The following is a 9848-nucleotide window of genomic DNA, read 5'->3' as shown; positions in this document are numbered from 1 at the left end:
CCTGAGGGGCGCGGGGTGCCGGGGGGGGCCCCGCACCCCGCGCACCCGCCGAGCCTGGCGGAACTCGTCCCGAGAAGGGATCTCGGGAATTACTTGGCCTTCTCGAGGATCTCGACGACGCGCCAGCGCTTCGTCGCGGACAGCGGCCGGGTCTCCATCAGGAGGACGCGGTCGCCGACACCCGCGGCGTTCTGCTCGTCGTGCGCCTTGAGCTTGTTCGTACGGCGGATGACCTTGCCGTACAGGGCGTGCTTGACGCGGTCCTCGACGGCGACGACAACGGTCTTGTCCATCTTGTCGCTGACGACCAGACCCTCACGGGTCTTGCGGAAGCCGCGGTTCTGCTCTGCAGTCTCAGTCACATTCGTCTCGCTCATCAGGCGCTCTCCACCGTCTCGATGCCGAGCTCGCGCTCACGCATCAGGGTGTAGATCCGGGCGATGTCCTTGCGGACGGCCTTCAGCCGGCCGTTGTTCTCCAGCTGTCCGGTCGCCGCCTGGAAACGGAGCTTGAACAGCTCCTCCTTGGCCTCGCGCAGCTTCACGACGAGCTCGTCGTCGCTGAGCTCGCGCAGCTCGCTCGCCTTGGTACCGGCCGCCATCACGACTCACCTGCCTCGCGCCGCACGATCCGGCACTTCATCGGAAGCTTGTGAGCAGCGCGGGTGAGCGCCTCACGAGCAATCTTCTCGTTCGGGTAGGACAGCTCGAACATCACCCGGCCGGGCTTGACGTTCGCGACCCACCACTCCGGCGAACCCTTACCGGAACCCATGCGGGTCTCGGCGGGCTTCTTGGTCAGCGGACGGTCCGGGTAGATGTTGATCCACACCTTGCCGCCACGCTTGATGTGACGGGTCATGGAGATACGAGCTGCCTCGATCTGCCGGTTCGTCACGTAGGCAGCGGTCACGGCCTGGATGCCGTACTCGCCGAAAGCAACCTCGGTGCCGCCCTTGGCCATGCCCTTGCGCTTCGGGTGGTGCTGCTTGCGGTGCTTGACCCTGCGGGGGATCAGCATGACGGTCAGGCCTCCTTCCCGGCAGAGCCGGTGCTCTCGGCGGCCGGAGCGGCAGCGGTGCCCTCGGCGGCCTTGGGCGCCTCGGTCCGCTCCTGCTGCGGCTTGCGGCCGCGGCCGCCGCGCTCGCCACCGCGGCGCGGGCGGTCGCTGCCACCACGCGACGGACGGTTGCCGGCGCGGGCGGCGGCGTTCTCGGCGCGGACCTCGGCGATGTTCTTGACGTCGCCCTTGTAGATCCAGACCTTCACACCGATCCGGCCGAAGGTCGTCTTGGCCTCGAAGAAGCCGTAGTCGACGTTGGCGCGCAGGGTGTGCAGGGGGACCCGGCCCTCGCGGTAGAACTCGGAGCGGGACATCTCGGCGCCGCCGAGGCGGCCACCGCACTGGATCTTGATGCCCTTGGCGCCGGCCTTCATCGTGCTCTGCATCGACTTGCGCATCGCACGGCGGAAGGAGACGCGGGAGGACAGCTGCTCGGCGACGGCCTGGGCCACCAGCTGAGCGTCCGTCTCCGGGTTCTTCACCTCGAGGATGTTGAACTGGATCTGCTTGCCGGTCAGCTTCTCCAGCCGGCCGCGGATGCGCTCCGCCTCGGCGCCGCGGCGGCCGATCACGATGCCCGGACGGGCGGTGTGAACGTCGACGCGGACACGGTCACGGGTGCGCTCGATCTCCACCTTGGAGATGCCGGCCCGCTCCATGCCCTGCGTGAGCAGGCGGCGGATCTCGACGTCTTCCTTGATGTAGTCCTTGTACAGCTTGTCGGCGTACCAGCGGGACTTGAAGTCCGTGGTGATGCCGAGCCGGAACCCGTGCGGGTTGACCTTCTGCCCCATTACCGGGTTCCTTCCTTGCTGCTGACGACCACCGTGATGTGGCTGGTCCGCTTACGGATCCGGTAGGCGCGGCCCTGGGCGCGCGGCCGGAACCGCTTCAGGGTCGGGCCCTCGTCGACGTAGGCCTCGGAGATGAAGAGGCTGTCGACGTCCGTGTGGTCGTAGTTGTGCGCGGCGTTGGCGATGGCGCTGTCGAGCACCTTGCCGACGGGCACGCTCGCGGCCTGCGGGGCGAAACGCAGGACCGCCTGAGCCTCCGTGGCGTCCATGCCACGGATGAGGTCCACCACGCGGCGGGCCTTCATGGGCGTGACGCGGATGTACCGCGCCTGGGCCCTGGCTTCCATGGTTGTCCCTTCGGTGTCAGTCATAGGTCTTCGCTACTTCCGCACATCAGCGACGACGCGACTTGCGGTCGTCCTTCTCGTGGCCGCGGAAGGTGCGGGTCGGCGCGAACTCGCCGAGCTTGTGGCCGACCATCGACTCGGTGACGAACACCGGGACGTGCTTGCGGCCGTCGTGCACCGCGATCGTGTGGCCCAGCATGGCCGGGACGATCATCGAGCGGCGGGACCAGGTCTTGATGACGTTCTTGGTGCCTGCGTCGTTCTGTACGTCCACCTTCTTCATCAGGTGGTCGTCGACGAAAGGCCCCTTCTTGAGACTGCGCGGCATCGAAAACCCGCCTCCTAGCGCTTCTTGTTCGTCTTGCGGCGGCGGACGATGTACTTGTTGCTGGCCTTCTTCGGCGAGCGAGTACGTCCTTCCTTCTTGCCCCACGGGGAGACCGGGTGACGACCACCGGAGGTCTTGCCCTCACCACCACCGTGCGGGTGGTCGACCGGGTTCATGACCACACCGCGGACGGTCGGGCGGACACCCTTCCAGCGCATACGGCCGGCCTTGCCCCAGTTGATGTTCGACTGCTCGGCGTTGCCGACCTCGCCGACGGTGGCGCGGCAGCGGACGTCGACCAGACGGATCTCACCGGACGGCATGCGAAGGTGGGCCATGCGGCCCTCCTTCGCCAGCAGCTGCACGGAGGCGCCCGCGGAACGGGCGAACTTCGCGCCGCCGCCGGGCCGCAGCTCGATGGCGTGGATGGTCGTACCGACCGGGATGTTGCGCAGCGCGAGGTTGTTGCCCGGCTTGATGTCGGCGCCGGGGCCGTTCTCGACGCGGTCGCCCTGCTTCATGCCGGCCGGCGCGAGGATGTAGCGCTTCTCGCCGTCGACGTAGTGCAGCAGCGCGATGCGCGCGGTGCGGTTGGGGTCGTACTCGATGTGCGCGACCTTGGCCGGCACGCCGTCCTTGTCGTGACGACGGAAGTCGATCACGCGGTAGGCGCGCTTGTGGCCACCACCCTGGTGGCGGACGGTCACACGACCGGTGTTGTTACGGCCGCCCTTGCTGTGCAGGGGGCGGACCAGCGACTTCTCCGGCGTGGACCGCGTGATCTCGACGAAGTCGGCGACGCTGGAGCCACGACGGCCCGGGGTCGTCGGCTTGTACTTGCGGATACCCATTTCTCAGTCCTCGTCCGATATCGGACGGTACGACCTCCGTTAGGAGACCGGACCGCCGAAGATGTCGATACGGTCGCCCTCGGCGAGGGTCACGATGGCGCGCTTGGTGTCGGCGCGCTTGCCGTAACCGGTGCGGGTGCGCTTGCGCTTGCCCTGGCGGTTGATCGTGTTGACCCCGGTGACCTTGACCGAGAAGACCGCCTCGACGGCCTGCTTGATCTGGGTCTTGTTGGCACGCGGGTCGACGACGAACGTGTACTTGTTCTCGTCCAGCAGCGCGTAGCTCTTCTCGGAGACCACCGGCTTCACGAGGATGTCGCGGGGGTCGGAGAAGGTCTTGCTGGTGACGGTGGTCTCGGCCATCAGGCCTCGCTCCCTTCGTGCTGGGCGGCCTTGCGGCCGGCCACGAAGCTGTCGAGGGCGGCCTTGGTGAAGACCACGTCGTCGGAGACGAGCACGTCGTAGGTGTTCAGCTGGCCCGGCTCCAGGATGTGGACCTGGGGCAGGTTGCGGGCGGACAGCCACGCGGCCTCGTCGCTCCGCTCGGCGACCAGGAGCACGTTCTTGCGCTCGCTGATCCTCCCGAACAGGGTCTTGGCGGCCTTGGTGGAGATCTCGCCCTCGACCACGCCGCTCACGACGTGGACGCGGCCGTGGCGCGCCCGGTCGGAGAGGGCACCGCGCAGGGCGGCGGCCTTCATCTTCTTCGGGGTCCGCTGCGAGTAGTCGCGCGGCACGGGGCCGTGCACGACGCCACCGCCGGCGAACTGCGGGGCGCGGGTCGAACCCTGGCGGGCGCGGCCGGTGCCCTTCTGGCGGTACGGCTTCTTGCCGCCGCCCCGGACCTCGCCGCGGGTCTTGGTCTTGTGCGTGCCCTGGCGGGCAGCGGCCAGCTGTGCGACGACGACCTGGTGGATCAGCGGAACGCTGACCTGCGCGTCGAAGATCTCCGCGGGGAGCTCGACGGTCCCGGCCTTGTCGCCCGCCGGCGAAAGGATGTCAACGGTACTGGGAGTGCTCATGGTTTAACCTCAGGCCCCCTTGGCCGCGGTACGGACCAGGACGAGGCCGCCGTTCGGACCAGGAACCGCGCCCTTGATGAGCAGCAGGCCCTTCTCCGCGTCAACGGCGTGGACGGTCAGGTTCTGGGTGGTGACCCGCTCGTTGCCCATGCGGCCGGCCATGCGCAGGCCCTTGAACACGCGGCCCGGGGTGGCGCAGCCACCGATGGAGCCGGGGGAGCGGTGCTTGCGCTGCGTGCCGTGGCCGGCGCCGAGGCCGGCGAAGCCGTGGCGCTTCATGACACCGGCGGTGCCCTTGCCCTTGCTCTTGCCGGTGACGTCGACCTTCACACCGGACTCGAACACCTCGGCGGTGACCTCCTGGCCGAGCGTGTACTCGCCGGCGTCGGCGGTACGCAGCTCCACGAGGTGGCGGCGCGGGGTGACGTCAGCCTTGGCGAAGTGGCCCTTGAGGGGCTTGTTCACCTTGCGCGGGTCGATCTCGCCGAAGGCGATCTGGACGGCCTCGTAGCCGTCCTTGTCCGCGGTGCGCACCTGGGTGACGATGCAGGGGCCGGCCTTGACAACGGTGACCGGGACGACACGGTTGTTCTCGTCCCAGACCTGGGTCATGCCGAGCTTCTCGCCCAGGACACCCTTGATCTGCTTGGTGGTCATCTCTACCGCGCCTCTCAGAGCTTGATCTCGATGTCGACGCCGGCCGGCAGGTCCAGGCGCATCAGCGAGTCAACGGTCTTGGGCGTCGGGTCGAGGATGTCGATCAGGCGCTTGTGGGTGCGCATCTCGAAGTGCTCGCGCGAGTCCTTGTACTTGTGCGGCGACTTGATGACGCAGTACACGTTCTTCTCTGTGGGCAGCGGCACCGGGCCCGCGACCGACGCACCAGTACGGGTCACCGTCTCGACGATCTTCTTCGCCGAGGTGTCGATGACCTCGTGGTCGTAGGCCTTGAGCCGGATGCGGATCTTCTGTCCCGCCATGGCTACTTCGTAGTCCTGTCTCTCGTCACGCTCCGGGACCCGGCGGGACCACGCTCTCCTCCGACCCACGCGGTCGGGCGTGTCGCATCCCCGCCACCATGGAAATCCTTGGAATTTCCCTGCTTGGGGACGCGGTGCGCGAGACCGCGGAACCGGGGGAGGAAACCCGCCGGGCGCCTGGTCGGTACCCCGCCCACGCTTCCCGGAAGATTCCCGTACTTCCGCCCCTGACGAGGGGCGACGAATACATTGGGACTCGCTTCCGGTCCTCCCGGCGGGAGGCGCGCAGCATCGGCACTCAACCGAGCAACCCGGACAGTCTGCCACACGGGGCATCGTCGATGCCAATCGGACCCATCACGTTACCCCGACGGAGTGCCGCCGAATCCTGCCCACCCGCCCGCGGGGAACCGCCGCCGGGTCCTCCGGTCCCCGCCCCCCGTCCGGCCGCCCCGGACGCCGCCCTCCAACGCGGGTCCCGGCGTTCGGGCGCGGGCAGGGCCCGCAGACGGGTGAGCAGCTCGACGAGCCCCAGGTCGCCGTGGCACAGGGTGTGGCTCCAGCCGAAGCCGTCGGCCAGGCCGGCCGCCGCCGCGCGGTGGGCGTTGACCAGGTGGGCGCGGTCCCCGGTGCGGTGGTAGCGGAGGCGGAGCGTCTTCGACGCCGCCCTGCCGCCGAATCGGCTCCCCCCGTCCTCTCCGAGTTCATGGTGGACCTCCCCGGTGATCCGGACCGGTACGCCAAGCGTCTTCGCTCGGTCCTGTCAGTCGGGCTCGATACCGAGTGGTCCAGCGGGATCGGCGTTCCGGATGCGTTCCTCGGTCCAGTACTCCCGGGCCCGCTCTCTCTCCCCCTCGGGCACCCGGTGCTCGACGATGCGGTCGCTGGGATCACGGTGCGCGGTGCAGGCCGTCGCGGCGCCCGCGACGGCTGCCCCGATGCCCACCGTCAGCAGAATCGCGGCGCAAGCCTTCCGCAGGCTTCCATGCCTGCCGTTCCGACGTTCTCCCACGCCTGCCACTTTCGACATCCTCCGGCTGGAGACCTTCGCGTGACCGTACCGCACACTGTCCGCCAAACGGGCTCGTGCACGGTAGGCGGTGAGACGTCGAGCTCTCGGTCGGCGATACGGCGCATCCGCTTCGACGAGACCCCTGCCCGTCGCGCCGGTGGTCGCGTCCACCAGTGCTTCGGACAGGGGCCCCGTCGGTCGGCGTCCCCGTCCCCTACCGGGGCACGTCCTTACGAGTAGTTCCAGCGCTGCCCGTCGGCGCGCTGCTTGCAGTGGATGATCCGGCCGGCGGAGTTGTGCGTCCGCATACCGAGGTGCTTGTTGGCGCAGAACTGGCCTGCCTGGTAGCAGTTGCCCGCCGGGGAGGTCAGTTCGCACTGGCCGTTCCACTGGGCGGCACCGCCGGAACCACCCGAGCCGCCCGAGGAGCCGGAACCGCCGGTGGAGCCACTGGCGGCCGGAGGCGGCGGCGGGGTGTAGTCGGGGTCGTTCTTCCGGTCCTTGTAGGTGCCCTTGCCCGACGGGCAGGAGCCGCCCTCGACCAGGGTCAGCTTCGCCTCGGTGTCCGGCTTGGCGTCCTTGCCCGCCGAGGGCGACTGGAAGCAGACCTTGTAGCCTTCCGTGTCCTCCTCCGCACCGGCGGCGGAGACGGACACGTCCTTGTAGGCCGACTCGACGGCGATGTCGTCCTCGTCCAGACCCACCTTGGCCAGCGCCTTGACGGCCTCGGCGTAGACCTTGCCGGTGACGTCGGGGATCCGGGGCCAGGCGAGCGGGTCGCCGTCCTTCTCCGGACAGAGGGCGCCCTCTCGGACGGCTCCGTAATCGACGGTGCTGTAGCCGACTTCCTCGAAACACACCTTCCATTTCCCGGAAGGCTCGGCGTCGCCCTTGTTGGCGTTGTGGGCGGTGACCTTGTAACCGGCGTCCTCGGCGGCCTCCCTGGCCGCTTCGAGGGCCTCGCCCTTCTGGGAGGAGATCCTCTCCGGTTCCGCCGTCACGGTGGCGATCGCCGTCGCCGTGACGGTGACGGTCTCCTTCGGCTCCGCCCCTGCACCGCCGTCCGAGCAGGCCCCGAGCAGAAAGGCTCCGAGGACTCCGAAGGCGATGAACCTCCCGCGGATCGCGGCACGGCCCCCCGTCCGCTTTTCCCGTCCCGGAAGACTCCGGATCATCCGCCGACCGAGTGCTTGCTGTCCGCGCGATATGTTCCGCGCAGCGTGAGACAACGTCATCCCGCCCCCCTGGCAGTGCCGTTCGTGCCGCGAATGCTAGCCGCGCGGGGCCGCCGGGGCGGGTGGTACGCAAAACCGGTTCTCCGCCCGTGACGGGCGCCTGGGTCGAATGCCGCTCACGCACCGGCCGCACAGAGCGGCACACGGGCCGAACAGGGTTTCCCTGAGCAGGCGCCGCCCCTGGCCTGGGCGGATGCGGGCGGACACGCTGGGTGACGTGACTCCAGAGACCACCCGAACCGGGAGCCCCGTCACCGCCCCTGCCCGGGAGCTCGCCGTACTCCTGTCCCCACCCGCCGGGGAGCCCGACTGGCGCGGCTCCTGACCGTCGCGCACCTGGCCGACCAGGGGTTGCCCACCGAGGCGGCCACGCGGGTCGCGGTCGGAGACCTCGGAGAACGGCCGGGTCGTGGTGGCCTGGCCGGGGCTGAAGGCGGGGTAACCGCTGTCGATCCACTCGGCGCGGGGACCGGTCGGAGTCAGATAGAGATCGCGGCTGCGATCGGGGTGTTCCAGGTCGAGTTGCTGGCGGCCCACGGTGACACCGTGGTCGCGGGCGAACGCTTCGACCGCTTGTCCGACGGCGCGGCCGGTACTGGTGTCCCGCGACTGTGTGATCTGGACGACCGCGTCATAGCCCAGAGTCCACTGGTCTTCGAAGCTCCTGAGAAACAGGAAGGAGAACAGGGCGGAGAACGCCAGGGTGACGGCGTGGGCGAACTTGACGCCACGATGCAGCATGCGTGTCCTACGAAACTGTGGGGGTCGGCCGGCCGGGCGAAGGAAAGTACGCATGCCCCCGAAGAGCCGCGTCGCGCGGGCCTCTTCGGGGGCATGTTACGCGTGCTGCCGGTTGGTCAGCAGGTGGTTCTGTAGTAGGTCTCGTTGCCCCAGAGGGCGGCGGGCGCCTGCGTGACGGACCAACCGCCGGCGGCCGCCTCGTCACTGTCGATGTATTCGCCGACCGAGGTCGAGCCGTGGCACTTGTCCTCGTGGTAGTAGTCCGACCACACGTTGGCGGTACCGGCCCCGTAGTCCCAGATGCCGCCGCCGACGTACGAGATGGTCGCCATCGCGGGAGCGGCACCGGCTACGACCAGCGCTCCGGACACGGTCGCGATCTTGAGCGCGCGCTTCAGTCTCATCATCAACTCACCTTCGACTGGGGTACGCGACGTACATCGAACGGTCTCGAACGCGCAGAACGATCACAGCGGACAGCGAGGGGGGGCAGGCGAAGATCGGGACAGGGAATGCCGGAAATCGATCTTGATTCAGTGCACGACGCGTGAGTCCCGGCGCCAGGTGAAGTCTTCTTCGGCGACGCGTTGGCCGCACCACTCGGCGAAGGCCGGCCAGGCGTGTCTCCGGCCTTCCCCGGAGTGCGTCGATGAGCCGGAAAGTTCACCCAGGAGCCTCCTGGTCCGGCGGGTCCTCCACCGCGCGTGGTTCACAGTCCGTCCTCCTCGGTCCGGTCACGGGTGTGCCCGGCGGGGCCCGTCCACCGGCTCGCGGGAAAGCACGCTCCGGTGGGTGGAGACCCGGCGGGGCACGGCGTAAGAAGCGTCAAAGGACCGGGGAGAGAACCCCACCCGACCCAACCGGACCCCGTCACTCGTACGGGTGAGCCGAGGGGCCGGACCGGTGTGGCGGCCGATTCCCGGGCACAGGCTCGCCGCGACAGGCACCAGCGAGCCCTGCGGGACACCGCGGAGCACCGCCGGATGCCGCAGAGCACCGCCGCCACCGCCGCTGCCGCGGCCGCGCACCACCGGCCACCCGGTGCGCGAGCGGGACGTGACACGCCTGGCCCCCGCCGTGGCGGCCTGGCTGGAACGCGGGACGGAACCCGACGCCGTACGCCGCACCCTGACCGCCGGTCTGCCCGCCGAGCCGCTGCGTCACCCGGCCGGGCTGCTCGCCCATCGCCTCACCGCGCTGCTGCCGCCGCACCTCCCGGCCGCGCCACGGCCACCGCGCCCGGACCCGCTCCAGAACTGCGACGGCTGCGACCGCGCCTTCCGCTCCCCCGCCCCCGGCCTGTGCCGCGACTGCCGCGAGGCCGGGGCCGCCGCCCCACCGCCCCTGGCCGCATGACCGGGAAGTCCGTGGGGCGCCGCCCCCGCGCGAAGGCACGGCCGCGCCGCACTGTTGGCGACCGCACTCGCCCACACCGCCTCGTCCCGGGCGGTCGGCCCTACCGGCCGGCTCCACCAC

At 69.5% G+C, this 9848-nt stretch carries 15 protein-coding genes and 1 pseudogene; 2 read left to right on the top strand and 14 right to left on the bottom strand.

All coding sequences use genetic code 11. From position 1 onward, the window contains the following. Positions 1–89 precede the first annotated feature (89 nt). The 13 genes from rpsQ to AC2CJA_RS19340 all read right to left on the bottom strand — a co-directional run bounded on the left by rpsQ (position 90) and on the right by AC2CJA_RS19340 (position 7571). On the bottom strand, positions 90–377 hold the full coding sequence (gene rpsQ / locus AC2CJA_RS19400) for a 30S ribosomal protein S17 (protein WP_093660607.1): 288 nt from the start codon (positions 375–377) through the stop codon (positions 90–92). Beyond that, positions 377–601 (bottom strand): 50S ribosomal protein L29, encoded by a 225-nt coding sequence (rpmC, locus tag AC2CJA_RS19395; protein WP_155071592.1) that lies wholly within the window; start codon positions 599–601, stop codon positions 377–379. The genes rpsQ and rpmC overlap by 1 nt, the downstream gene beginning before the upstream one ends. Then, positions 601–1020: a 50S ribosomal protein L16 gene (rplP, locus tag AC2CJA_RS19390; protein WP_093660605.1), complete on the bottom strand. Its 420-nt coding sequence runs from the start codon at positions 1018–1020 to the stop codon at positions 601–603. The genes rpmC and rplP overlap by 1 nt, the downstream gene beginning before the upstream one ends. A gap of 5 nt (positions 1021–1025) precedes the next feature. After that, positions 1026–1856 (bottom strand): 30S ribosomal protein S3, encoded by an 831-nt coding sequence (rpsC, locus tag AC2CJA_RS19385; RefSeq protein WP_206348896.1) that lies wholly within the window; start codon positions 1854–1856, stop codon positions 1026–1028. Further along, on the bottom strand, positions 1856–2203 hold the full coding sequence (gene rplV / locus AC2CJA_RS19380; protein WP_006130776.1) for a 50S ribosomal protein L22: 348 nt from the start codon (positions 2201–2203) through the stop codon (positions 1856–1858). The genes rpsC and rplV overlap by 1 nt, the downstream gene beginning before the upstream one ends. A 46-nt stretch (positions 2204–2249) precedes the next feature. After that, positions 2250–2531 carry a 30S ribosomal protein S19 gene (gene rpsS, locus AC2CJA_RS19375; protein ID WP_101255276.1) on the bottom strand — a complete coding sequence of 94 codons (282 nt, stop codon included), beginning with the start codon at positions 2529–2531 and terminating at the stop codon, positions 2250–2252. 14 nt (positions 2532–2545) lie between these two features. Continuing rightward, positions 2546–3382 carry a 50S ribosomal protein L2 gene (rplB, locus tag AC2CJA_RS19370; RefSeq protein WP_093851457.1) on the bottom strand — a complete coding sequence of 279 codons (837 nt, stop codon included), beginning with the start codon at positions 3380–3382 and terminating at the stop codon, positions 2546–2548. A gap of 39 nt (positions 3383–3421) precedes the next feature. Next, positions 3422–3745 (bottom strand): 50S ribosomal protein L23, encoded by a 324-nt coding sequence (rplW, locus tag AC2CJA_RS19365; RefSeq protein ID WP_237876904.1) that lies wholly within the window; start codon positions 3743–3745, stop codon positions 3422–3424. Beyond that, positions 3745–4404 (bottom strand): 50S ribosomal protein L4, encoded by a 660-nt coding sequence (rplD, locus tag AC2CJA_RS19360; protein ID WP_484603966.1) that lies wholly within the window; start codon positions 4402–4404, stop codon positions 3745–3747. The genes rplW and rplD overlap by 1 nt, the downstream gene beginning before the upstream one ends. Positions 4405–4413: 9 nt before the next feature. Continuing rightward, entirely contained in the window at positions 4414–5061 is a 648-nt protein-coding gene (rplC, locus tag AC2CJA_RS19355) for a 50S ribosomal protein L3 (protein WP_093851460.1), read from the bottom strand. A 14-nt stretch (positions 5062–5075) separates the two neighbouring features. Beyond that, on the bottom strand, positions 5076–5384 hold the full coding sequence (gene rpsJ / locus AC2CJA_RS19350; protein ID WP_004571821.1) for a 30S ribosomal protein S10: 309 nt from the start codon (positions 5382–5384) through the stop codon (positions 5076–5078). A 763-nt stretch (positions 5385–6147) separates the two neighbouring features. Then, positions 6148–6330 carry a hypothetical protein gene (locus AC2CJA_RS19345; RefSeq protein WP_484603965.1) on the bottom strand — a complete coding sequence of 61 codons (183 nt, stop codon included), beginning with the start codon at positions 6328–6330 and terminating at the stop codon, positions 6148–6150. Positions 6331–6626: 296 nt separating this feature from the next. After that, positions 6627–7571, bottom strand: a complete 945-nt coding sequence (locus AC2CJA_RS19340; protein WP_484603964.1) for a PASTA domain-containing protein — start codon at positions 7569–7571, stop codon at positions 6627–6629. 277 nt (positions 7572–7848) lie between these two features. Between AC2CJA_RS19340 and AC2CJA_RS19335 the strand changes: the two are divergent. Then, positions 7849–8007 (top strand): annotated as a pseudogene (locus AC2CJA_RS19335) (ATP-binding protein); the annotation flags it as partial. 481 nt (positions 8008–8488) lie between these two features. Here AC2CJA_RS19335 and AC2CJA_RS19330 read toward each other — a convergent pair. Next, the gene (locus tag AC2CJA_RS19330; protein ID WP_484603963.1) at positions 8489–8779 is read right to left on the bottom strand and encodes a lactococcin 972 family bacteriocin; all 291 of its coding nucleotides are present in this window, start codon (positions 8777–8779) and stop codon (positions 8489–8491) included. 634 nt (positions 8780–9413) lie between these two features. Here AC2CJA_RS19330 and AC2CJA_RS19325 point away from each other — a divergent pair. Next, a complete protein-coding gene (locus tag AC2CJA_RS19325; RefSeq protein ID WP_484603962.1) occupies positions 9414–9728 on the top strand; it encodes a hypothetical protein in 315 nt (104 codons plus the stop codon). Positions 9729–9848: the final 120 nt, after the last annotated feature.

This window comes from Streptomyces sp. ATLC9, from assembly GCF_057196705.1.
This window is presented reverse-complemented; position numbering and strand designations above follow the sequence as displayed.

Bases quoted from the DNA above. Each gene is read 5' to 3' on its own strand.
- rpsQ (WP_093660607.1), bottom strand. From the start codon at position 377: ATGAGCGAGACGAATGTGACTGAGACTGCAGAGCAGAACCGCGGCTTC.
- rpmC (WP_155071592.1), bottom strand. From the start codon at position 601: ATGGCGGCCGGTACCAAGGCGAGCGAGCTGCGCGAGCTCAGCGACGAC.
- rplP (WP_093660605.1), bottom strand. From the start codon at position 1,020: ATGCTGATCCCCCGCAGGGTCAAGCACCGCAAGCAGCACCACCCGAAG.
- rpsC (WP_206348896.1), bottom strand. From the start codon at position 1,856: ATGGGGCAGAAGGTCAACCCGCACGGGTTCCGGCTCGGCATCACCACG.
- rplV (WP_006130776.1), bottom strand. From the start codon at position 2,203: ATGGAAGCCAGGGCCCAGGCGCGGTACATCCGCGTCACGCCCATGAAG.
- rpsS (WP_101255276.1), bottom strand. From the start codon at position 2,531: ATGCCGCGCAGTCTCAAGAAGGGGCCTTTCGTCGACGACCACCTGATG.
- rplB (WP_093851457.1), bottom strand. From the start codon at position 3,382: ATGGGTATCCGCAAGTACAAGCCGACGACCCCGGGCCGTCGTGGCTCC.
- rplW (WP_237876904.1), bottom strand. From the start codon at position 3,745: ATGGCCGAGACCACCGTCACCAGCAAGACCTTCTCCGACCCCCGCGAC.
- rplD (WP_484603966.1), bottom strand. From the start codon at position 4,404: ATGAGCACTCCCAGTACCGTTGACATCCTTTCGCCGGCGGGCGACAAG.
- rplC (WP_093851460.1), bottom strand. From the start codon at position 5,061: ATGACCACCAAGCAGATCAAGGGTGTCCTGGGCGAGAAGCTCGGCATG.
- rpsJ (WP_004571821.1), bottom strand. From the start codon at position 5,384: ATGGCGGGACAGAAGATCCGCATCCGGCTCAAGGCCTACGACCACGAG.
- AC2CJA_RS19340 (WP_484603964.1), bottom strand. From the start codon at position 7,571: ATGATCCGGAGTCTTCCGGGACGGGAAAAGCGGACGGGGGGCCGTGCC.
- AC2CJA_RS19330 (WP_484603963.1), bottom strand. From the start codon at position 8,779: ATGATGAGACTGAAGCGCGCGCTCAAGATCGCGACCGTGTCCGGAGCG.